This window comes from Enterobacter cloacae complex sp. IR5401 (assembly GCF_049238425.1).
In the GTDB taxonomy this organism is placed as follows: Bacteria; Pseudomonadota; Gammaproteobacteria; order Enterobacterales; family Enterobacteriaceae; genus Enterobacter; species Enterobacter hormaechei_C.
Genome location: NZ_JBMKHN010000008.1, coordinates 22,069 through 44,732, shown reverse-complemented (window position 1 = coordinate 44,732; position 22,664 = coordinate 22,069). Strand labels below are relative to the sequence as shown.

The following is a 22,664-nucleotide window of genomic DNA, read 5'->3' as shown; positions in this document are numbered from 1 at the left end:
TGCTCTGCGTTACGCCGATGTTCAGGCGCAGGCCATCAGTGCGAAGCGAATCAACGCCTCGCTGTGGCCAGAGGCCGGACGGCAAGCAGTGTTTACGCAAGTGACGCCCTCGCGGCCCTTTTCTCCCCTGGCATTTCAGCGTGAGGACGCAAGACTGGTGTACTGGAAGCCGCAGCAGAGTGGGGGAGAGCTGGCGCTGGATGCCTCATGGGGCGCGGTTCCGGCGCTCTTTTCCCGGCTGGCGCTTGAGAACGTGCGGGTGAGTGCGTTTTCCATCATCCCACAGGGCAAACAGTTACGCCTCAGCCTGCAACTGGAGATCGGTCATGCGCAGTAAAGCCCGTTTAGTCATCCTGCTTTCTCCGCTTTTCCTGACCGGGATGCGGGATCCCTTCTCTGTGCCGGAAGAGCGTTGCGCAGCCGGGCAGCTCAGCCAGTGGCGGTATCAGGGGATAGTCAGCGGCAGCAGGGATATCGGCCTTATGCAGGACGGGCAGAAACGCTGGCACCGGGTAAAAACGCAGATGCGGTTACCGACAGGCTGGCGGGTGAGCGCGATAGATAGACAACAACTGACCGTTGATGTCGGCGATATGTGCGAGCCGAAGCGATGGACATGGCAACGAGAAGGAACGAAAAAAAGTGAAGATAAGGATAGGGCTGTTACTGGCGGTACTCAGCCAGCCCCTGTGGGCCGCGACGCCAAAACCGGTCACCCTGCTGGTGGATGATGTCCCGGTGGTGCAAATATTACAGGCGCTGGTAGCGCAGGAGGATCGCAATCTGGTGGTGTCGCCGGATGTCAGCGGTTCGCTTTCGCTGAATTTAACGCGGGTGCCCTGGAGGCAGGCGCTTCAGACGGTAGTGAACAGCGCCGGGCTGGTATTGCGGGAAGAGGGCGGCATTTTTTATGTGCATACGGCGGCCTGGCAACGGGAGCAACAGACGCGTAAAGAGCAGGAGCGGGCCCAGCGTCTGCTCGACGCCCCGCTGCACTCTCACAGCATTCCGTTTGCTTATGCGGATGCGGCCGAATTGCAAAAAGCGGCGGAAAAGCTCTTAAGCCCGAAAGGCAGTCTCTCCGTCGACAAGCGCACCAACCGTTTCCTGGTCAGGGATAACCAGACGGTGGTGGATATGCTCCAGCGCTGGGCTGTGCAGATGGATCTGCCCGTCGAGCAGGTGGAACTGGCGGCGCAGATTGTGACCATCAGTGAAAAAAGCCTGCGTGAACTGGGGGTGAAATGGAACCTCGCTGACGCAACGGAGGCCAGTAAAGTGGGTCAGGTCACGACGCTGGGTGCGGACCTGTCGGTGGCCAGTGCGACCACCCACGCAGGGTTTAACATCGGGCGCATCAACGGCAGGATGCTGGATCTTGAGTTGTCGGCGCTTGAGCAAAAGCAGCAGGTGGATATCATCGCCAGCCCGCGGCTGCTGGCATCGCACATGCAGCCGGCCAGCATCAAGCAGGGCAGCGAAATTCCGTATCAGGTTTCCAGCGGCGAGAGCGGGGCGACATCCGTTGAATTTAAAGAAGCGGTATTAGGCATGGAGGTCACGCCGGTGGTTCTGCCGGGTGGTCGTGTGCGCCTGAAATTGCATATCAGTGAAAATATGCCCGGCCAGGTGCTGCAACAGGCAGACGGCGAAACGCTGGCGATCGATAAGCAGGAGATCGAAACGCAGGTTGAGGTAAAAAGTGGGGAAACGCTCGCGTTGGGCGGGATCTTTTCGCAAAAGAATAAAACCGGACGCGACAGCGTGCCCGTGCTGGGCAACATTCCGTGGCTGGGGCAGCTGTTCCGCCATGACGGAAAAGATAACGAACGGCGCGAGTTAGTGGTGTTTATCACGCCACGTCTGGTCAGTATTCAGTAATGGATAACGATCCCCGCAATGATTTTGCATTCAGTTTGTTGCAGATGTTTGACGTGGGGCATGAATTAGCATACAAGGAGTACCGATTTGAGTTGGACTTACGTCTTATTTCCTTATGCGCCGGGAACGGTGATTTAATCAGTTGCCAAACAAGCCGGAGTATTGAGATAATTTTTCGTCTGACTCTCGCTCTATTGCAAATGAGGTTTCAGTTCATGTCCTGCTACGCCGGGTGTCTGCGCAGCGGGGATTACCATTAACGAATAGTCTTAGTAGTACCGAAAAAATGGCAGAGAAACGCAATATCTTTCTGGTTGGGCCTATGGGTGCCGGCAAAAGCACTATTGGGCGTCAGTTAGCTCAACAACTCAATATGGAATTTTACGATTCTGATCAAGAGATTGAGAAACGAACCGGAGCGGATGTGGGCTGGGTCTTCGACGTAGAAGGCGAAGAAGGTTTCCGTGACCGAGAAGAAAAAGTGATCAACGAACTCACGGAAAAACAGGGCATTGTGCTGGCAACTGGCGGCGGCTCTGTAAAATCTCGCGAAACCCGCAACCGTCTCTCCGCCCGTGGCGTAGTGGTCTATCTTGAGACGACCATCGAAAAACAGCTGGCACGCACGCAGCGTGATAAAAAGCGCCCGTTGTTGCAGGTTGAAACACCGCCACGTGAAGTTCTGGAAGCTTTGGCCGATGAACGCAATCCTCTGTACGAAGAGATTGCTGATGTGACCATTCGTACTGACGATCAAAGCGCTAAAGTGGTTGCAAACCAGATTATTCATATGCTGGAAAGCAACTGATTCTGGCTATATATACACTCGCCTGCGGGTAAAAGCATTTAAGGTGGATGTCGCGTCATGGAGAGGATTACAGTTACTCTCGGGGAACGTAGTTACCCTATCACCATCGCGGCTGGTTTGTTTAACGACCCAGCTTCCTTCTTACCACTGAAAGCGGGTGATCAGGCGATGCTGGTCACCAACGAGACGCTGGCTCCGCTTTATCTCGACCGTGTACGTCACCTGCTTGAGCAGGCGGGCGTGAAGGTCGACAGTGTGATTCTGCCCGATGGCGAGCAGTACAAAAGCCTGACGGTACTAGATACCGTCTTTACCGCACTTCTGCAAAAACCGCACGGTCGTGATACAACACTGCTTGCCCTTGGCGGCGGCGTTGTGGGCGATCTGACCGGTTTTGCAGCCGCCAGCTACCAGCGCGGCGTGCGCTTTATTCAAATTCCAACCACGTTGCTCTCACAGGTCGATTCTTCTGTGGGCGGTAAAACGGCGGTTAACCATCCGCTCGGCAAAAACATGATTGGCGCGTTCTACCAGCCTGCCTCGGTGGTGGTGGATCTCGACTGTCTGAAAACCTTGCCAGCGCGCGAACTGGCGTCCGGCCTTGCAGAAGTGATCAAATACGGCATTATTCTTGACGGGGAGTTCTTCACCTGGCTGGAAGAGAATATGGATGCGCTGCTGCGCCTCGACGGGCAGGCAATGGCCTACTGTATTCGCCGTTGTTGTGAGCTGAAAGCAGAAGTCGTTGCCGCAGATGAGCGTGAAACCGGCTTACGTGCTTTACTGAATCTGGGGCATACGTTTGGTCATGCGATCGAAGCCGAAATGGGCTACGGTAACTGGCTTCACGGTGAAGCTGTCGCTGCCGGAATGGTTATGGCGGCGCGTGCCTCTGAACGTCTGGGGCAGTTCAGGCCGGAAGAGACAGCACGTATCATCGCGTTGCTTAAACGTGCTGGCTTGCCGGTAAGTGGTCCGCAGGAAATGTCTGCGCAGGCGTACCTTCCCCACATGATGCGCGATAAAAAAGTATTAGCAGGTGAGATGCGTCTGGTACTCCCGCTTGCAATAGGGAAAAGTGAAGTGCGCGGCGGAGTGCCGCACGAAGTCGTACTTGGCGCTATTGCTGATTGTCAGCAAGCGTAACAACTAGAAAGGTCAGACCGCTGTAACAGGTGGTCGTTTTAGCTTCAGGTTAATGCAGAGTCGTTGGCAGAAGCCTTTGAGTGGGGTGTTAAATGGATGAATTCAAACCAGAAGACGAGCTGAAACCCGATCCCAGCGATCGTCGTACTGGTCGTTCTCGTCAATCTTCAGAACGTGATAACGAGCCGCAGATCAACTTTGACGATGTCGATCTGGATGCAGACGATCGTCGCCCTTCGCGTAGCCGCAACGCGCGCAATGAGCGTGAAGACGAGGAGTTTGAATCCGAAGAAGAGTTAATGGATGAACAGCCTGTTGAACGTCGACCGCGCAAGCGTAAAAAAGCGGTAGCGGCAAAACCGGCCTCCCGTCAGTACATCATGATGGGCCTTGGCGTTCTGGTGCTGGTATTGCTGATTGTCGGCATTGGTTCCGCGCTAAAAGCCCCTTCTACCCATTCTACCGAGCAGACCGCGTCTGCCGAGAAGAGCATCGACCTGTCTGGTAACGATGCGAGCAACCAGGCGAATGGCGCTCAGCCTGCGCCGGGCACCACTTCCGCAGAGCAGACCGCAGGCAACACCAGCGCCGGTCAGGATATCTCTCTGCCGCCTGTCTCTTCTACCCCGACTCAGGGCCAGGCGCCAGCTACGCCTGAAGGCCAGCAGCGTGTTGAGGTTCAGGGCGATCTGAACAACGCGCTGATGCAGCCGCAGAATCAGGAACAGGTTAACGCTGCCGTGGTGAACTCCACGCTGCCAACTGAACCAGCCACCGTTGCGCCAGTTCATGGCAGCAATGCCCAGCAGCAGACGGCGGCAACGGAAACCAAACCGCGCCAGACGCAGACTGCACCACGCCAGGAGCGTAAGCAGGCTGTGATTGAGCCGAAGCGTGAGACGAAACCACAGGCCGTGGCAAAAGCGCCAGAAACGAAAGCGCCAGCGCAGACAAAACCTGCGGTGAGCCAGCCGGTTAAAGCGCCAACGCCTGCGGCAACCCCTGCACCGAAAGCAACGGCGACCACAACCGCACCTGCTGCAACAACACCTGCGGCTCCCGCAGCCAAAACGGGCGCTTCGCCAGGTAAAACGACGGGCAACGTGGGTTCTTTGCAGTCGGCCTCTTCCAGCAACTACACCCTTCAGCTGAGCAGTTCGTCTAACTATGACAACCTCAACGCCTGGGCGAAGAAATCGAATCTGAAAAACTACGTGGTTTATCAGACGACCCGTAACGGTCAACCGTGGTATGTGCTGGTGAGTGGTATTTATGCTTCCAAAGATGAAGCAAAACGTGCCGTTTCCACGCTGCCAGCCGACGTGCAGGCGAAAAACCCGTGGGCGAAGCCGATTCATCAGGTGCAGGCCGATCTGAAGTAATGTTTAAAGCGCAGGATGCTGTCGGAGCTTTCTCCACAGCCGGAGAAGGTGTAATCAGTTAGTCAGCATGAAAAAAAATCGCGCTTTTCTGAAATGGGCAGGGGGGAAATACCCCCTGCTCGACGATATTAAAAAGCACCTGCCGAAAGGCGAGTGTCTTATCGAGCCCTTCGTGGGTGCTGGATCGGTGTTCCTGAATACCGATTTTTCTCGTTATATCCTGGCGGATATCAACAGCGACCTTATTAGCCTCTATAACATCGTCAAACTGCGTACCGATGAGTATGTGGAAGAGGCACGGAAGCTGTTTACGCCAGAGAACAACAACCCGGACGTCTACTATCAGTTCCGCGCTGAGTTTAATCAAAGCCAGGATCCGTTCCGTCGCGCGCTGTTGTTTCTTTATCTCAACCGCCATGGCTACAACGGTCTGTGCCGGTATAATCTGCGTGGCGAGTTTAACGTGCCGTTTGGCCGCTATAAGCGTCCCTATTTCCCGCAGGACGAGCTGTATCACTTTGCTGAAAAAGCACAGAATGCCGAGTTCTACTGTCTCTCGTATGAAGAGTGCATGGAGCTGGCGGGCGTAAACTCGGTGGTCTACTGCGACCCGCCTTACGCGCCGCTGTCTGCCACGGCAAATTTCACCGCCTACCACACCAATAGCTTCAGCCCGGCCGAGCAGGCTCGTCTGGCTGAGATGGCGGAAAAGCTGGTCAGCAAAAGAATTCCGGTGTTAATTTCGAATCACGACACGCCTGATACGCGCGAATGGTACAAAGCCGCGAAGCATTTTCAGGTAAAAGTGCGGCGTAGCATTAGCAGCAACGGCGGCACACGTAAAAAGGTGGACGAACTTCTGGCGCTTTATCGACCCTGAGCCTTTGCCCGCCGGTAAACACATTTCAAGGAGATGCGGATGAAACAGTTTTTGATTGCCCCCTCAATTCTGTCGGCCGATTTTGCCCGCCTGGGTGAAGACACTGCCAAAGCTCTCGCGGCTGGCGCGGATGTCGTCCATTTCGACGTTATGGATAACCACTACGTTCCCAACCTGACCATCGGTCCGATGGTGCTTAAAGCACTGCGTAACTACGGGATCACCGCGCCCATTGACGTGCATCTGATGGTGAAACCGGTTGACCGCATCGTACCCGATTTCGCCGCGGCGGGTGCCAGCATCATCACTTTCCACCCGGAAGCCTCCGAACATGTTGACCGCACGCTACAGCTGATCAAAGAGAACGGCTGTAAGGCGGGACTGGTCTTTAACCCGGCGACCCCGCTGAGCTATCTCGACTACGTGATGGACAAGCTGGACGTGATCCTGCTGATGTCCGTCAACCCAGGCTTTGGTGGTCAGTCATTTATCCCTCAGACCCTCGACAAACTGCGTGAAGTGCGCCGCCGTATCGATGAGTCTGGCTATGATATTCGTCTGGAAGTGGACGGCGGTGTGAAGGTCAATAACATCGGTGAGATTGCGGCGGCAGGGGCGGATATGTTCGTCGCAGGCTCCGCCATCTTCGATCAACCGGATTACAAAAAAGTCATTGATGAAATGCGCCGTGAACTGGCGAAGGTAAGTCATGGATAAATTGCAGGCTATTCGGGGTGTAGCATTTGACCTCGACGGCACGCTGGTCGACAGCGCGCCAGGATTAACCCGCGCCGTCGATCAGGCGCTATATGCCCTTGAACTCCCCGTTGCAGGCGAAGAGCGCGTGGTGACGTGGATTGGTAACGGTGCAGACGTGCTGATGGAGCGCGCGCTGACCTGGGCTCGTCAGGAGCGTGCCTCTCAGCGTTCCGCGCAAGGTAAACCGAGTGTTGACCACGCGGATATTCCCCAGGATGAGCAGCAGCGTATTCTGCGCAAACTGTTCGACCGTTTCTACGAAGAGACCGTCGAAGAGGGCAGCTTCCTGTTCCCGGATGTCGCTGAAACGCTGAGCGCGCTATATGCTAAAGGCATCCCGCTGGGGCTGGTGACTAACAAGCCGACACCGTTCGTTGCGCCTCTGCTGGAAGCGCTGGATATCGCGAAATACTTCTCCGTGATTGTGGGCGGCGATGACGTACAGAATAAAAAGCCGCATCCGGAACCGCTATTGCTGGTGGCAGGAAAATTATCCTTAACGCCTGCGGAGCTGCTCTTTGTCGGGGATTCCCGCAATGATATTCTGGCTGCCAAAGCGGCAGGTTGCCCGTCGGTTGGGTTGACCTACGGCTACAACTACGGTGAAGCCATTACGCTGAGTGAGCCGGACGTTGTGTTCGACCACTTCAAAGATTTGTTGCCCGCACTCGGGCTCTCGCACAGTGAACATCAGGAATTGAATAATGACTAAGCCCATCGTTTTTAGTGGCGCACAGCCTTCAGGTGAACTGACCATTGGTAATTACATGGGTGCGTTACGTCAGTGGGTGAGCATGCAGGATGACTACCACTGCATTTACTGCATCGTGGATTTGCATGCTATCACCGCGCGTCAGGATCCCGAGAAGCTGCGCAAGGCGACGCTCGATACGCTGGCGCTGTACCTGGCGTGCGGTATCGATCCAGAGAAGAGCACCATTTTCGTTCAGTCTCACGTACCAGAGCACGCGCAGCTGGGCTGGGCGCTGAACTGCTACACCTATTTCGGCGAGCTGAGCCGCATGACCCAGTTCAAGGATAAGTCTGCGCGCTACTCTGAGAACATCAACGCCGGTCTGTTTGACTATCCGGTGCTGATGGCGGCCGACATTCTGCTGTACCAGACCAACCAGGTGCCGGTGGGTGAAGACCAGAAGCAGCACCTGGAGCTGAGCCGCGATATTGCCCAGCGCTTCAATGCGCTTTACGGCGACGTGTTCAAAGTGCCTGAGCCGTTTATTCCGAAATCCGGCGCGCGCGTGATGTCCCTGCTGGAGCCGACCAAAAAGATGTCCAAGTCTGACGATAACCGCAACAACGTTATCGGCCTGCTGGAAGATCCGAAATCGGTGGTGAAAAAGCTCAAGCGTGCGGTGACCGACTCCGATGAGCCGCCAGTGGTGCGCTACGACGTGCAGAACAAAGCGGGCGTATCCAACCTGCTGGACATTCTCTCCGGTGTGACCGGACAGAGCATCCCTGAGCTGGAAAAACACTTTGAAGGCAAGATGTACGGCCACCTGAAAGGCGAAGTGGCAGACGCCGTTTCCGGCATGCTGACCGAGTTGCAGGAGCGCTATCACCGTTACCGTAACGACGAAGCTTTCCTGCAAAAAGTGATGAAAGAGGGCGCAGAAAAAGCCAGCGCGCGCGCGTCGGAAACCCTGACAGCGGTGTACGAGGCGATTGGGTTTGTGGCGAAACCTTAAGCCGCCACCCGACAAATACGGACTCAATAAAAAAACCGGGAAATTCCCGGTTTTTTTACGCCTGAAAAACGCTTACTGCTGTGCCGCCGGGCCGCAACCGCCGATGATCTTCGAAATGGAGATCGCCGGATGCAGCAGGTAATCGTAACTGCAATTATTTTTAGTATTTTGAACGTGACCGGTGCAGGCCGTCAGAGTTGTTAACAGGCCGACCAGTACGGCAGCTTTTGCCAGTTTGAACATACGCATTCCTTGTCTAAAAATCTAAAATTGGATGTAACACGAGGGAATAAATGGAAAAGTTCCATTATGCGGGCGGTATGTTATCGACTGAGGTATGAAGGGAGTAGTCCGCATAAGGACTACTCCAGGAAGAGAGACTATGGTTAGTGGTTTGAGAACCAGTTCAGCTTTTCGCGCAGCTCAACCACGCGTCCAACAACGATCAGCGCCGGGCTTTGAACCTGCTGCGCCAGCTCACCCAGCTGCGTCAGCACGCCATCGACCACGCGCTGCGTAATGGCGGTGCCGTTTTCCACCAGTGCGACCGGCATATCTGCTTCCATGCCGTGCTCCAGCAGTTTCGCCTGAATCGTGGCTGCCTGATTTAGCCCCATGTAGAAGACCAGCGTCTGCTTTTCAGCGGCCAGATTATGCCAGTCCAGCTCGCTGCCGGTTTTCAGGTGGCCCGTCACCAGGCGCACGCTCTGGGCATAGTCGCGATGGGTTAACGGAATGCCGGAATAGGCAGAACAGCCGGATGCCGCCGTAATACCCGGCACCACGGAGAATGGAATGCCCGCGTTGCAGAGAGTTTCCAGCTCCTCGCCGCCGCGACCAAAGATAAAGGGATCGCCCCCTTTCAGACGCACCACACGCTTACCTTTCTGCGCTTCCCGCAGCAGGATCTGGTTGATCTCCTCCTGCGGTACGCAGTGATAACCTGCCCGTTTGCCGACGAACACGCGGTCAGCATCGCGGCGTACCAGATTCATGATGTCATCAGAGACCAGACGGTCATACACCACGATGTCCGCCTGCTGGATCTGCTGGAGACCCTTCAGCGTCAGCAGGCCCGCATCGCCGGGACCTGCGCCCACCAGTACCACTTCACCGCGATGGTCCAGCGGCTCGCTCAGGAGCTGTTCGGTCGTCTCTTCAACGGCTTTGGTGTCCTGATTGGCAAGGGACTGCGCCAGCCTGTCGTTGACAAAGAACTTCTCCCAGAAGCGACGGCGTTCGCCCACGGTTGCGAAGGTTTGCTTCACGCGGGAGCGCAGCTCTCCGGCGTATTGGGCAATCTGACCAAGATGCTGCGGCAGCACGGCTTCCAGTTTTTCCCGCAGCAGACGGGCAAGAACGGGCGAGCGGCCACCGGACGACACCGCAATCATCAGCGGTGAACGGTCAATAATCGACGGCATGATAAAGCTCGCCTCTTTCGGCGCATCCACAACGTTACAGAAGATGCGGCGCGCTTCGCAGGCGTCGCTGACGCGCTGGTTAACGTCATCGTTATCCGTTGCGGCGATGGTCAGCCAGCAGGTATCCAGCAGGGATTCATCAAATTCGCCCTGCACCTGGGTGAGCATCCCTTCCTGCGCCCAGACGTCAAACTGTGGGGCGAAGGTGAGGGCGTTAACGGTCAGTCGGGCGCCCGCCTCTAACAGCAGGCGCGCCTTGCGTTCAGCCACATCGCCGCCGCCCACGAGCAGGCAGTCGCGGTTGCGTAATTGACAAAAAATCGGCAGGTGATCCACGACGTTACCTCACAGCATTCATGGCGGGGGAAGAATTGACGTCAGGATAACAGCAGGAATCGTACAGAACATACGGTTTTTCCTGCCGTTACCCATAAGGGGTCATAAGCCTTTCCTATTGAAAAGGCGAGGGGTTACCCTTTCAGCTGCACCTCGCCGTCCTTCACGCGGACGTCGTAGTGTTTGACCGAGAAGCTTTCATCTTCCATGCAGCGCCCGTCGGTTAAGCGGAAGCGCTGCTTTTTCAGCGGGCTGGCAACCCACAGTTCGCCCTGGTGCTCCGCAATCAGACCGCGGGAGAGCACGCTGGCCTCGAAGAACGGGTCGATATTGCTGATGGCATAGACCTGTTCATCGTGGCGAGGGCGGAAAATCGCCACCTGCTCGTTGCCCAGCAGGGCACAGACGCCGGTTGCTGGCAGAATGTCGTTAATATTGCAGATGTTTACCCACTGGCTCATGCGTTTTCCTCCACCAGCATCACCGGAATACGTTCATACGGGGTCGCTGGACGATGCTGTTCACGCTCCGGCACCACCTGCACGTTCGGGTCGCGCTGGGTGCTGTTGATAAAGTGTTTGAAGCGCGTCTGCGCCGCTGGCGTGTTCACGGTTTCGGTCCACTCGCAAATCACCGCCTCGCGCAGTCGAGTCATCTCGGATTCCAGCTGTTCATTCAGGCCCAGCTTGTCGTCGATAATGACTGACTTCAGGTAGTCGATGCCGCCTTCGAGATTATCCAGCCAGGACGCGGTACGGGTCAGCTTATCGGCGGTACGAATGTAGAACATCATGAAGCGGTCGAGGTATTTGATCAGCGTATCGCGATCGAGATCGGCGGCCAGCAGATCCGCGTGGCGAGGTTTCATCCCGCCGTTGCCGCACACGTACAGGTTCCAGCCTTTCTCGGTGGCAATAATACCCACGTCTTTACCCTGCGCTTCCGCACATTCGCGGGTACAGCCGGAGACGCCGAACTTCATTTTGTGCGGGGTACGGATGCCTTTGTAGCGGTTTTCCAGCTCAACGCCGAATCCCACGCTGTCGCCGACGCCGTAGCGACACCAGGTGCTGCCCACGCAGGTTTTCGCCATGCGCAGCGCTTTGGCGTACGCGTGGCCGGTTTCGAAGCCCGCTTCAATCAGCTGACGCCAGATTTCCGGCAGGTCGTCCTTCTGCGCGCCGAACAGGCCGATACGCTGGGAACCGGTGATTTTGGTGTACAGGTTAAACTCACGGGCGATACGACCCACGGCGACCAGCCCTTCCGGGGTGATTTCCCCTCCGGCAGAACGCGGGATCACCGAGTAAGTCCCGTCTTTCTGAATATTGGCCAGGAAGTTATCGTTGGTGTCCTGAAGCGGAGTGTGTTCTGGTTTGAGCACATATTCGTTCCAGCAGGACGCCAGCAGCGAACCAACGGTAGGCTTACATACCTCACAGCCATAGCCCTGGCCGTGTTTCTCCAGCAGTTCGTCAAAGGACTTAATGCCTTCCACGCGGATCAGGTGGTACAGCTCCTGGCGAGAGTAAGCGAAGTGCTCGCACAGGTTGTTGTTCACTTCAATGCCCTGTTTTGCCAGCTCGGCGTTCAGTACCTGGGTGACCAGAGGAATACAGCCGCCGCAGCCGGTCCCGGCTTTGGTTTCCGCCTTCAGCGCCGCAACGGTGTGGCAGCCTTTGTTAATGGCGGAGATCAGCATGCCTTTGGTGACGTCGAAGCAGGAACAGATTTGCGCGCTGTCCGGCAGTTTATCCACACCGATGGACGGCTTACCGCTGGAGGCGTGCGCCGGGAGGATCAGCGCGTCCGGGTTTTCCGGCAGCTCAATGGCGTTCAATACCAGCTGGAGCAGGTTGCCGAAGTCGCTGGTGTCGCCCACCAGCACCGCCCCGAGCAGGGTTTTGTTGTCCTGGCTGACGATAAGACGTTTGTAGACTTCTTTGCATTCGTCCAGATAAACATAGCTGCGGGAGTTCGGGGTGCGACCATGCGCATCGCCAATACCGCCCACGTCCACGCCCAGCAGCTTCAGCTTGGCGCTCATGTCTGCGCCGGTGAAGGCGTTTTCGCTGCCCAGGATATGATCCACGGCGACCTGCGCCATTTTGTACCCAGGCGCGACCAGGCCGAATACGCGGTTGTTCCAGCTGGCGCATTCGCCGATGGCGTAAATATCCGGGTCGGAGGTCTGGCAGGTGTCGTTAATCATGATCCCACCGCGCTGCGCGACGGCCAGACCGCATTGCGTTGCCAGCTTGTCGCGCGGGCGGATACCGGTGGAGAAGACGATGAAGTCCACTTCCAGCTCGCTGCCGTCGGCAAAGCGCATGGTTTTGCGTGCTTCAGTCCCTTCCTGAACGATCTCTTTGGTGTTTTTGCTGGTGTGAACTTTCACGCCCATGCTTTCGATCTTACGGCGCAGCTGATCGCCACCCATGTGGTCGAGCTGTTCGGCCATCAGCATCGGGGCAAATTCGATAACGTGGGTTTCAACGCCGAGGTTTTTCAGCGCGCCTGCCGCTTCCAGACCCAGCAGACCACCGCCGACAACCGCGCCGCGTTTGCTTCGACGTGCGCAGGATTCAATGGCGTTGAGGTCTTCAATGGTACGGTAAACGAAGCAATCCTGGGTTTCCGACCCTTTAATAGGCGGGATCCACGGATACGAGCCCGTCGCCATGATCAGCTTATCGTAAAAAACCGTACGTCCGGCGCTGGAGTGGATTACTTTCTCCTGACGGTTGATGGTGATAGCGCGTTCGCCCACCAGCACTTTTACGCCATGCTTCTCGTAGAACCCTTCACGCACCAGAGAGAGCTCTTCGGCGGTATGGTGAGAGAAGTAGGAAGACAAGTGCACACGGTCGTACGCCTTGCGGGGTTCTTCACAGAACACGGTAATATCGAACTGCTCAGCATCGGCTTTATCGAGAAGATCCTCAATAAAGCGGTGGCCGACCATGCCGTTACCGATGATAGCGAGTCTGACTTTGCTCATTTTTGCCTCGATTTCTTTTCTATTACTGCCTACCTTAACGATTCAGCAGGGGCACTTATTGATGCAAATCAAATACGCCTTCACCTACCCCTTAGGGGGTATATCTATGATTTGTCAGGATTTTTATAAGTGACGGATATTGTTTGATTTTTGTGCTTGTTCGTTTTTCGCACAAAATTAATGGGGTTTTTACCCATCGGCGGGCAGGGCGGGTGAGCACAGGGGAAACCCCTTTGCAGCTCGCAAAGGGGTTATGGCGATTAGTGGGTAGCTGTTGACGGGTTGTGTTGACGGTGACGGGTCACAAAGCCCAGCACGAAGCACATGATAAACACCACGGCGTATAGACCGTTAGCGGTATGCAGCGCCGCCAGCGGGCCGCTGTGCGCAACAATCGGGCCCGTGACCACGAAGGTCAGCATGGTGCCGATGGTGCCGCAGGTCAGCACGAAGTTCACCAGCTTTGGCGAGGCCACTTTGGTCTGAAGAGAGCCAAGGGTGATGATCGAGGTATAAATCGCGCTGGAGAAGAAGCCCAGGGTCAGGATGAACCACGGCATATGCTCCGGGGAACCGTTGATGAACAGATACATCAGCACGGTCGCCAGACCCGCCAGAACGGTCAGGATCCGTTGCAGGTCGAAGAAGCGCAGGATAAAGCTAAATGCCCACATGCCGAACATGTAAGACATCCAGAAATCGCTCACCAGTTTACCCGCGTCGTTCAGGCTCATGCCCAGACCTTTAGCATACTCTGGAACCCAGGAGATAAAGCCCAGCTGGCCGAGGATGTAACACAGCGCGGCGATGGAGAGGAACAGTACGCCGATACCCCATTTTTCTTTCGCAACCGGCTCGGATGTAGTCTGCGCTTTTTTGCCCAGCACCGGGAACTCGCAGCCGAAGGTGAGAATAAAGATCGCGACATAGACCAGACCAATGCAGGCATATACCCAGTACCACTCAATGCTGCGCGCCAGAAGATACGCGGCGACCATCGGGAAAATCATCCCGGCCATGCTGAAGAAGGAGTCGGTGAACAGCAGACGTGCGCCGCGCTGGCGGCCTTCATACATGTGCGTAATCAGAAACGTACCGATCGACATGGTGATCCCGCTCACCAGGCCCAGTACGAACATGGCGGCAGAGAAGAGGGCGATGCTGTGGCTCAACATCAGGCCCGCCACGGCGGCAACCATCAGCACGAAGCCAAAACGCAGCTGCGTTTTCAGCGGCACGATTTCCATCAGCCATGCATTAAGGAAAATAGAGATCAGGATCCCCGCGTTCAGGAAGGTGAAGGTGTTACTCATGCTGGAAACGGGCAGCTGGAAGTAGTCTGCGATATTTCCCATCACCATCCCGGTGACGATCACCAACGCGCCGGTCAGGGCGTAAGAGAAGAAGCTGATCCATGTGAGCTTGATGCGATTGCTGTTAGTCATGTCTGGCCTGTTAAAAGTAAAGAAAAACGCAATGACTGCGTTTGAGCGGGCAGATTTTAGTCGCGAAAGTGATCTAATTAAATCTTTTCAGAAAATTTTGAGCACAATTGCAGGTTTTAACGTGATGCAGATCACATTATGTTGCGGGGTGAACAATCGTTTGCGCGGTAATAATTGTTTCAATTTGGTAAAATTAGGTAAAAGACTGGTCTGGGTTCATACTGCTCTTTAGAATCAAGCCATTCGCTTTTTATACTGCGCTTTGTTAAGGAATTCTCATGCTCAAATCAACACTGGCGGCTGTTGCAGCTGTGTTTGCTCTTTCTGCCGTTTCCCCTGCTGCGCTGGCAGCCAAAGGAGACCCTCACGTCCTGCTGACTACCTCTGCGGGGAATATTGAGCTGGAGCTGGATAGCCAGAAAGCCCCTGTTTCGGTGAAAAACTTCCTCGACTACGTGAACAGTGGTTTTTATAACAACACCACATTCCACCGCGTGATCCCGGGCTTTATGATTCAGGGTGGCGGTTTTAACGAGCAGATGCAGCAGAAACAGCCTAACCCGCCCATCAAAAATGAAGCTGACAACGGCCTGCTGAACAAGCGCGGCACCATCTCGATGGCGCGTACGGCGGACAAAGACAGCGCCACCAGCCAGTTCTTCCTCAACGTGGCTGATAACGCCTTCCTGGACCACGGTCAGCGCGACTTTGGCTACGCGGTGTTTGGCAAAGTGGTGAAAGGCATGGACGTGGCGGATAAGATCTCTCAGGTTCAGACTCACGATGTCGGTCCATACCAGAATGTGCCGACTAAGCCTGTCGTCATTCTCTCCGCGAAAGTGCTGCCGTAATCGTTCGTCCACACGGGCATATCCTGCCCGTGTCTTTCCGCCCTCCCTGCGAAAGCGCGTTTTGCTGCTTATACTTGTGGCAAACGGACTATTCAGGGAGGCGTAGTGAAAAAACTCACCGACAAGCAAAAATCCCGTCTCTGGGAGCAACAACGTAGTGTCAATTTTCAGGCCAGCTGCCTCCTTGAAAAAGGTAAGGGGCCCGCTGAACCCGATATCGAGACGCTGGAACTGGGGCCTTCCGCACCGGGTTTACCCCATCTGTGTCTTATTCACCGCCATTTATTCCGCAACGAAATGAAAGGCGCGGGCGAGCTGCGCACCGCCGATATTTCCAAGGGCGACATTCCTTTTTGCCATTTCGAGTACATCGAGAAAGTGGGTAATGAGCTGATGGCTTCGCTGGAAAGTGATAAATATCTGGTAGGCCTTCAGAAAGAAGAGTTTACAGACAGAATCAGTCATTACTACTGTGAAATCAACATGCTACATCCGTTTATGAGCGGTAATGGCGTGGCCCAGCGGATCTTCTTTGAACAACTGGCTATTCATGCGGGCTACGTGCTGAACTGGCAGGGGATCGACCCGGACGACTGGGCTGCCGCCAACCAGAGCGGGGCGATGGGGGATTTGACCGCCCTGAACGTCATCTTCGCCAAAGTTGTGAGCGAAGCGCGGGAATCTGCGTAAAATAGGGCGGCCATTTTTTCAGGAGCCGCCATGATTCTGCTGATTGATAACTATGATTCCTTTACCTGGAACCTCTACCAGTATTTTTGCGAGCTGGGGGCAGAGGTGGTTGTCCGCCGTAACGATGAGATCGCGCTGGATGACATTGACGCGCTGGCACCTCAGAAAATCGTGATTTCGCCCGGGCCGTGTACCCCGTCGGAGTCCGGCATCTCGCTGGCGGTAATCCAACACTATGCGGGCAAACTGCCGATTCTGGGCGTCTGCCTGGGTCACCAGGCCATTGCGCAGGTCTTTGGCGCCACCATTGTCCGTGCCGCGAAAGTCATGCATGGCAAAACCTCACCGATCACACACACCGGTACCGGCGCATTCCTGGGGCTAAACAATCCGTTAACCGTGACGCGCTACCATTCTCTGATTATTGATCCGCCGACCCTGCCGGCCTGCTTTGAGGTTACCGCCTGGAGCGAGACGCAGGAGATCATGGGCATTCGCCACCGCGAGTACGATCTGGAAGGTGTGCAGTTCCACCCGGAAAGCATTCTCAGCGAACAGGGGCACGCGCTGCTGGCCAATTTCCTTAATCGCTGAATATCGGTTGCCTTGCTGTGATTTTTTATGCATATTTTGTGATTATATTTTCACAATAACTGTGACATAAAAATGGATGGTCATGACATGGCAACTGAACAACCAGCAATTACCCGCGCGACATTCGATGAAGTGATCCTGCCGATTTATGCACCGGCTGAGTTTATCCCGGTGAAAGGGAGAGGCAGCCGCGTCTGGGATCAGCAGGGCAACGAGTATGTTGATTTCGCAGGCGGTATTGCGGTGACGGCACTGGGCCATTGCCATCCTGCGCTGGTGGACGCGCTGAAAACGCAGGGCGAAACGCTGTGGCACACCAGCAACGTGTTCACCAACGAACCGGCGCTGCGTCTGGGGCGTAAGATCATCGATGCCACCTTCGCCGAACGCGTGCTGTTTATGAACTCCGGCACCGAAGCCAACGAAACTGCCTTTAAGCTGGCGCGCTACTACGCAACCACGCGTCATAGTCCGTACAAAACCAAAATCATCGCCTTCCATAACGCCTTCCACGGTCGCTCGTTCTTTACCGTTTCCGTGGGCGGCCAGCCGAAGTATTCCGACGGCTTTGGTCCGAAACCTGCGGATATCATCCACGTGCCGTTTAACGATCTGCACGCCGTTAAAGCGGTGATGGACGATCACACCTGTGCCGTGGTGGTCGAGCCCATTCAGGGGGAAGGCGGCGTCACGGCGGCCACCCCGGAATTTCTGCAAGGGCTGCGCGAACTGTGTGACGAGCACCAGGCGCTGCTGGTGTTTGATGAAGTGCAGTGTGGGATGGGGCGTACCGGGGATCTGTTCGCTTATATGCACTACGGCGTAACGCCGGATATTCTGACCAGCGCGAAAGCGCTCGGCGGCGGTTTCCCGGTCAGTGCGGTACTCACTACCCAGGATATCGCTTCCGCATTTCATGTGGGCTCACACGGCTCCACCTACGGCGGTAATCCGCTGGCGTGTGCCGTGGCGGGTGCGGCGTTCGATATCATTAATACGCCGGACGTCCTGAATGGCGTGAATGCGAAACGCGATCTGTTTGTGAAACATCTTCAGCAGATTGACGAACAGTTTGATGTCTTCAGCGAAATCCGCGGAATGGGGCTGCTGATTGGCGCCGAGTTGAAGCCTCAGTATAAAGGCCGCGCGCGCGATTTCCTGCACGCCGCCGCGCACGAAGGCGTCATGGTGCTCAATGCCGGGCCGGACGTGATGCGCTTTGCGCCATCGCTTGTGGTGGAAGACAAAGACATCGAAGACGGATTAACCCGTTTTGCCGCGGCGGTCGCGAAGATCGTCAGCGGCTAATACGCGGTTCGTTTTAACCGGCGCGTTAACCAAATCCCGTGATGCGGGCGCTGACGCCATGCCACCGACGAAATGGTGTGCATGGTGTTCAGGTGGCCGAGAACGCGCTGTAAATGCTGCTCAAGGGTGCTCATCGGCCCGTGGGTCAGCGTCTCCGGCGCTTCCAGAATGTTCGAATCACCTGACTCGCCCGGTGCATCATACTCCAGGCGCTGCTGACAGCGCTGCAACGCAATTTCACACGACTGCAAATAGCGCTGCGCCAGATCCGGCGTCAGCATCGTGTGCTCCCGCGCCAGCGTCGTCATGGCATTGATGTGCTCGACGATAAACTGGCTGTGCGTGACCCACAGCTTCATGTCAGCCAGATAGTGCGCGTTAAAGCCCGGCTCCTGCATGGCCTGGTTAAGGGAGTTGAACAGGGCGTTATGCGCCTGGTTGACCTTCATGCGCTCGTAGGCCAGCGGAGAGGGTTGTGGGTCATCGCTCAGGATCAGACGAATGGCCTGCTGGTCAGCTTCCAGCGCGTCGTGGGCGTTCTGCCTCAACAGCCCACTCTGCCACTGCGGCCACAGCCAGACCATGCCGCCAAAGGCGATCAGGCAGCCAATCAGCGTATCGACCAGACGGGCAATAATAAACTGTTCCCCGTTAAGCGTGAGCAGTTGAAGGGTATACACCGCCGTCACCGTAAAGCCCACCATCGCCCAGCCGTAGTTTTTGCGGATAATCAGATAGCTCACCAGCGTGATTGCCAGCATACCGGCCAGGGTATAGCCCTCCGGCACGTGGAAGTGCAGCGTCACGCCCGCGATAATCAGCCCCGCCATCGTGCCGCCCGCCCGATGCAGAATACGGACCCGCGTGGCGCCATAGCCGTTCTGGGTAACAAACAGTACGGTCATTAAGATCCAGTAGGGTTTCGGCAGGTGCAGGGCCATTCCCATCAGGCTGGCGATGCTCAGCATCACACTGATCCTTGCGGCATTGCGCAGGGCAGAAGATTTTAGTGAAAGATAGCTTTTGAGCGCGGGCAGCAGCGGCAGCCGTTTTTGCTTATCGGCCATCAGGTCGCGGGCATAAAGCGGGCGCTGGGTGCGTAACACCCGGGCGATGCGGCTGAAATGCCAGGCAGCAAATTGCCCGACCGGGTTATCCGCGTGCTGACGCGCAATCTTTTCCAGCGCGCCGAGCTGTTTGTCCATGTTAAAGCGCGTCGGGTAGCGGTGATAGAGGATATCGTCAGCCAGCACCCGCAGGCGGGCCGCGACGGTCTGCGCGTTCCAGCGGATCACCGCTTCTGCATGGCTGCGCTCCACCAGCTTTTGCACCTCTTCCGGATTATGAAGGCTGACGGAGATATGCTCCTGCAAATCCAGCCCGACCTGGAAGATTCGCAGCAGCCGCTTGTATTCATGATTTTTGTTGGCGGCAAGCATGTGCAACTGCTGATAGCACTGGCTGATCAGATCCACCACTTTTTGCTGGCGCGCCAGTAGCGGCGGCAGGGATTTTTCCGGGTCGGTATGTTGAGTGAGCAGGGTGTATTTTGCTTCGCAGTATTCAGCAAGCTGCACGTAGAGCAGGCTCAGGGATTCGCGCAGCGGCTGTTCCCGCCACAGCCAGAACCAGAACCAGTTAAACAGCCCGTACCACAGCGTGCCGAGGGCGTAGATCAGCAATGGCTCCCACACCGGCATATTACCTGCAAGGCTTAAGGTGAAGATGGCGGCAATCAGCGACGCGGGAAGCAGGCGGGCGTGCAGCGAGCTGATTTCGGCGGTGACGCCGAGCGTCATCGCCAGCACGGTCAGGATCAGCGGCAGAGGAATGTCGCGGGCCAGTAAGAGTTGTACGGCAAGGCTACAGCCGGCAAACAGGCAGCCGCCAATAATCAGACGTTTAAAAAAGCGTTTATGCGGCGTATCCAGACCGGCAATGTTGCAGCAGGCGGGCACGAGGGAAAACAGCAGGCCTTGCTGAAGATGTCCGAGGAGCAGGCCCACGGCCACGGGAAGACACAACACCAGCGTTTGTCGTAGTGCGTAGTTAACTTCCGGGTGATAGATCAGCCTGCGCCACATGAGGAGTAGAGACAAAAACGGCGTGCCACCCTGCGGCGGCACGCCGTTTGACCGGAATTATCGGGTCCCGTAAACCACGATGGTTTTACCGTGGGCGGAGATCAGGTTCTGATCTTCCAGCATCTTCAGGATACGGCCCACTGTTTCACGGGAGCAGCCGACGATCTGACCGATTTCCTGGCGGGTAATTTTAATTTGCATACCGTCAGGGTGAGTCATGGCGTCTGGCTGTTTCGCCAGGTTCAGCAGCGTCTGCGCGATACGACCGGTTACGTCCAGGAAGGCGAGGTTACCTACCTTCTCAGAGGTCACTTGCAGACGGCGTGCCATCTGGGAAGAGAGACGCATCAGGATGTCAGGGTTGACCTGAATCAGCTGACGGAATTTCTTATAAGAAATTTCAGCCACTTCACATGCTGTTTTTGCACGAACCCAGGCGCTACGTTCCTGGCCTTCTTCAAACAGGCCCAGTTCACCGATAAAATCGCCCTGGTTCAGATAAGAAAGGATCATCTCTTTCCCTTCTTCATCTTTGATCAGCACGGCCACCGAGCCTTTAACGATGTAATACAACGTTTCCGCTTTTTCACCCTGGTGAATCAGCGTGCTCTTTGATGGGTACTTATGAATGTGGCAATGAGACAAGAACCATTCGAGAGTCGGGTCTGTTTGCGGTTTGCCAAGCACCATGCGCTGTTATCCTCTGTTATAAGCTGTCACCAGAGTCATAAGATGCATCCGGACTCTGGGGTTGCAATCGAATTCTTACCCATACCTGGGAAGTCGGCTGTCGTAACGTTTCGCAGCCAGTAAAGTTTGATGTCCTCTGCATACATGTGTAACGTCAATGTATTACTGTAGCATCCAGAGTGTTTTAGCATAGCTTTCGCCGCGTGTCTCCTGGTGTCTCGCTTCAGCATGACGCAGGTCGCCTTCCGTTGCGAGAAATGTAACGTACACGTAATCTGTCATAAAAAATGCAACGTTGGAGTGAGTGAATATGCAAGCGCGTGTGAAATGGGTTGAAGGGTTAACGTTCCTGGGCGAGTCTGCTTCCGGGCACCAGGTTTTGATGGATGGCAACTCCGGCGATAAAGCGCCAAGCCCGATGGAGATGGTGCTGATGGCGGCGGGCGGATGCAGCGCGATCGACGTGGTGTCGATCCTGCAAAAAGGCCGTCATGACGTGACCGATTGTGAAGTGAAGCTGACGTCAGAACGTCGCGAAGAGGCGCCACGCCTGTTCACGCATATTAATCTGCACTTTATCGTCACTGGCAAAGAACTGAAGGATGCGGCGGTCTCGCGTGCGGTTGACCTGTCTGCGGAGAAATACTGCTCTGTGGCGTTAATGCTGGAGAAAGCGGTAAACATCACCCATTCGTATGAAGTGATAGAGGCTTAATTATTGGGGCATCGTGCGTGTTGATGCCCTCACCCTAACCCTCTCCCACGGGGAGAGGGAACATGTTCACGCGATTTGCTTTCCTTCCATCAGCCGCTGCACCAGCGGTGTCATGATAAGTTCCATTGCCAGCCCCATTTTTCCCCCGGGCACCACTAACGTATTCATGTGCGAAATAAACGAACCCTGTAGCATCGCCAGCAACCAGGGGTAATCAATGCCTTCCAGGTTGCGGAAGTGGATCACCACAAAGCTCTCGTCCAGCGACGGGATGCTTTTTGCGGCGAACGGGTTGGAGGTGTCCACGGTGGGGACGCGCTGGAAGTTAATGTGGGTTCGGGAGAACTGCGGCGTCAGGAAGTTGATGTAATCTTCCATGGAGCGCACCACCGAATCCATTACCGCCTCTCGCGAATGGCCGCGCTCGCTCATGTCACGCGTCAGCTTCTGGATCCACTCAAGGTTAACAATCGGCACCACCCCCACCAGCAAATCCACGTGGCGCGCCACGTCGTGCTGAGGCGTCACCACGCCGCCGTGCAATCCTTCGTAAAACAGCACGTCAGTCGGTTCCGGCAGCGGCTGCCAGGGCGTGAACGTGCCGGGGACCTGGTTCCAGGGCACGGCTTCATCGTAGGTGTGGAGATACTTGCGGGACTGCCCGGTACCGCTTTGCCCGTATTCACGGAAGGTTTGCTCCAGCAGGCCGAAGTCATTGGCCTCCGGGCCGAAGTAGCTGATGTGTTTACCCAGATCGCGCGCCTTGCGGATGGCCATATCCATCTCCGGGCGCGTGTAGCGGTGAAAGCTGTCGCCTTCTACCTCGGCCGCCCGTAAGTTAAGCTGGGCGAAGATCTTGCGGAAGGCGAGGCTGGTGGTAGTGGTTCCCGCCCCACTCGAACCCGTAACGGCAATAACCGGATGTCTGGCAGACATAGCAACTCCCTGACTGGAAAAGTGT

General features: G+C 55.9%; 23 protein-coding genes. 15 read left to right on the top strand and 8 right to left on the bottom strand.

The genetic code is table 11. The features are described 5' to 3' along the window. Positions 1 to 157: 157 nt before the first annotated feature. The 10 genes from ACOTX1_RS13600 (at position 158) to trpS (ending at position 8,565) form a co-directional block, all read left to right on the top strand. Positions 158 to 337, top strand: a complete 180-nt coding sequence (locus ACOTX1_RS13600) for a hypothetical protein (RefSeq protein ID WP_022651950.1) — start codon at positions 158 to 160, stop codon at positions 335 to 337. Further along, positions 327 to 731 (top strand): HofP DNA utilization family protein, encoded by a 405-nt coding sequence (locus tag ACOTX1_RS13595; RefSeq protein WP_003861627.1) that lies wholly within the window; start codon positions 327 to 329, stop codon positions 729 to 731. Before ACOTX1_RS13600 ends, ACOTX1_RS13595 begins: the two co-directional genes overlap by 11 nt. Next, entirely contained in the window at positions 643 to 1,881 is a 1,239-nt protein-coding gene (gene hofQ, locus ACOTX1_RS13590; RefSeq protein ID WP_023314949.1) for a DNA uptake porin HofQ, read from the top strand. The genes ACOTX1_RS13595 and hofQ overlap by 89 nt, the downstream gene beginning before the upstream one ends. 286 nt (positions 1,882 to 2,167) lie before the next feature. Then, complete coding sequence (gene aroK / locus ACOTX1_RS13585; RefSeq protein ID WP_003861630.1) at positions 2,168 to 2,689, top strand: shikimate kinase AroK; 522 nt, start codon at positions 2,168 to 2,170, stop codon at positions 2,687 to 2,689. Positions 2,690 to 2,746: 57 nt separating this feature from the next. Then, positions 2,747 to 3,835 (top strand): 3-dehydroquinate synthase, encoded by a 1,089-nt coding sequence (aroB, locus tag ACOTX1_RS13580; RefSeq protein WP_003861631.1) that lies wholly within the window; start codon positions 2,747 to 2,749, stop codon positions 3,833 to 3,835. Positions 3,836 to 3,927: 92 nt separating this feature from the next. Next, the gene (gene damX / locus ACOTX1_RS13575) at positions 3,928 to 5,217 is read left to right on the top strand and encodes a cell division protein DamX (protein WP_023314947.1); all 1,290 of its coding nucleotides are present in this window, start codon (positions 3,928 to 3,930) and stop codon (positions 5,215 to 5,217) included. Between the two features lie 67 nt (positions 5,218 to 5,284). Then, complete coding sequence (gene dam, locus ACOTX1_RS13570; RefSeq protein ID WP_003861633.1) at positions 5,285 to 6,097, top strand: adenine-specific DNA-methyltransferase; 813 nt, start codon at positions 5,285 to 5,287, stop codon at positions 6,095 to 6,097. 39 nt (positions 6,098 to 6,136) lie between these two features. Then, on the top strand, positions 6,137 to 6,814 hold the full coding sequence (gene rpe, locus ACOTX1_RS13565) for a ribulose-phosphate 3-epimerase (RefSeq protein ID WP_003861634.1): 678 nt from the start codon (positions 6,137 to 6,139) through the stop codon (positions 6,812 to 6,814). Beyond that, positions 6,807 to 7,568 (top strand): phosphoglycolate phosphatase, encoded by a 762-nt coding sequence (gene gph / locus ACOTX1_RS13560; RefSeq protein ID WP_023314946.1) that lies wholly within the window; start codon positions 6,807 to 6,809, stop codon positions 7,566 to 7,568. Before rpe ends, gph begins: the two co-directional genes overlap by 8 nt. Then, complete coding sequence (trpS, locus tag ACOTX1_RS13555; protein ID WP_022651949.1) at positions 7,561 to 8,565, top strand: tryptophan--tRNA ligase; 1,005 nt, start codon at positions 7,561 to 7,563, stop codon at positions 8,563 to 8,565. The genes gph and trpS overlap by 8 nt, the downstream gene beginning before the upstream one ends. Positions 8,566 to 8,637: 72 nt before the next feature. On the opposite strand, the gene ACOTX1_RS13550 is transcribed toward trpS, so the two are convergent. The 5 genes from ACOTX1_RS13550 to tsgA form a co-directional block, all read right to left on the bottom strand. Then, complete coding sequence (locus tag ACOTX1_RS13550; RefSeq protein WP_003861638.1) at positions 8,638 to 8,808, bottom strand: YhfL family protein; 171 nt, start codon at positions 8,806 to 8,808, stop codon at positions 8,638 to 8,640. Positions 8,809 to 8,951: 143 nt separating this feature from the next. Next, the gene (gene cysG / locus ACOTX1_RS13545; protein ID WP_023314945.1) at positions 8,952 to 10,325 is read right to left on the bottom strand and encodes a siroheme synthase CysG; all 1,374 of its coding nucleotides are present in this window, start codon (positions 10,323 to 10,325) and stop codon (positions 8,952 to 8,954) included. Positions 10,326 to 10,459: 134 nt separating this feature from the next. Beyond that, positions 10,460 to 10,786: a nitrite reductase small subunit NirD gene (gene nirD / locus ACOTX1_RS13540; RefSeq protein ID WP_022651948.1), complete on the bottom strand. Its 327-nt coding sequence runs from the start codon at positions 10,784 to 10,786 to the stop codon at positions 10,460 to 10,462. After that, complete coding sequence (gene nirB / locus ACOTX1_RS13535; RefSeq protein WP_023314944.1) at positions 10,783 to 13,326, bottom strand: nitrite reductase large subunit NirB; 2,544 nt, start codon at positions 13,324 to 13,326, stop codon at positions 10,783 to 10,785. The genes nirD and nirB overlap by 4 nt, the downstream gene beginning before the upstream one ends. Positions 13,327 to 13,586: 260 nt before the next feature. Next, entirely contained in the window at positions 13,587 to 14,771 is a 1,185-nt protein-coding gene (gene tsgA, locus ACOTX1_RS13530; RefSeq protein WP_023314943.1) for an MFS transporter TsgA, read from the bottom strand. A gap of 278 nt (positions 14,772 to 15,049) precedes the next feature. Here tsgA and ppiA point away from each other — a divergent pair, with 278 nt between their 5' ends. From ppiA to argD, 4 genes are all read left to right on the top strand, one after another. Next, positions 15,050 to 15,622: a peptidylprolyl isomerase A gene (gene ppiA, locus ACOTX1_RS13525; RefSeq protein WP_003861649.1), complete on the top strand. Its 573-nt coding sequence runs from the start codon at positions 15,050 to 15,052 to the stop codon at positions 15,620 to 15,622. Positions 15,623 to 15,727: 105 nt separating this feature from the next. After that, the gene (locus ACOTX1_RS13520) at positions 15,728 to 16,312 is read left to right on the top strand and encodes a putative adenosine monophosphate-protein transferase Fic (protein WP_003861652.1); all 585 of its coding nucleotides are present in this window, start codon (positions 15,728 to 15,730) and stop codon (positions 16,310 to 16,312) included. 30 nt (positions 16,313 to 16,342) lie between these two features. After that, complete coding sequence (pabA, locus tag ACOTX1_RS13515; RefSeq protein WP_003861654.1) at positions 16,343 to 16,906, top strand: aminodeoxychorismate synthase component 2; 564 nt, start codon at positions 16,343 to 16,345, stop codon at positions 16,904 to 16,906. 87 nt (positions 16,907 to 16,993) lie between these two features. Further along, positions 16,994 to 18,214 carry a bifunctional acetylornithine/succinyldiaminopimelate transaminase gene (gene argD, locus ACOTX1_RS13510; protein WP_003861656.1) on the top strand — a complete coding sequence of 407 codons (1,221 nt, stop codon included), beginning with the start codon at positions 16,994 to 16,996 and terminating at the stop codon, positions 18,212 to 18,214. Here argD and ACOTX1_RS13505 read toward each other — a convergent pair. Then, a complete protein-coding gene (locus ACOTX1_RS13505; protein WP_003861657.1) occupies positions 18,211 to 20,298 on the bottom strand; it encodes a YccS/YhfK family putative transporter in 2,088 nt (695 codons plus the stop codon). The genes argD and ACOTX1_RS13505 overlap by 4 nt on opposite strands. A gap of 57 nt (positions 20,299 to 20,355) precedes the next feature. Further along, complete coding sequence (gene crp, locus ACOTX1_RS13500; RefSeq protein ID WP_000242758.1) at positions 20,356 to 20,988, bottom strand: cAMP-activated global transcriptional regulator CRP; 633 nt, start codon at positions 20,986 to 20,988, stop codon at positions 20,356 to 20,358. Positions 20,989 to 21,298: 310 nt separating this feature from the next. On the opposite strand from crp, the gene ACOTX1_RS13495 reads away from it, so the two are divergent. Continuing rightward, positions 21,299 to 21,703: an OsmC family protein gene (locus tag ACOTX1_RS13495; RefSeq protein WP_022649609.1), complete on the top strand. Its 405-nt coding sequence runs from the start codon at positions 21,299 to 21,301 to the stop codon at positions 21,701 to 21,703. Between the two features lie 66 nt (positions 21,704 to 21,769). Here ACOTX1_RS13495 and ACOTX1_RS13490 read toward each other — a convergent pair whose 3' ends face one another. After that, on the bottom strand, positions 21,770 to 22,639 hold the full coding sequence (locus ACOTX1_RS13490; RefSeq protein WP_003861663.1) for a phosphoribulokinase: 870 nt from the start codon (positions 22,637 to 22,639) through the stop codon (positions 21,770 to 21,772). Between the last annotated feature and the right edge of the window lie 25 nt (positions 22,640 to 22,664).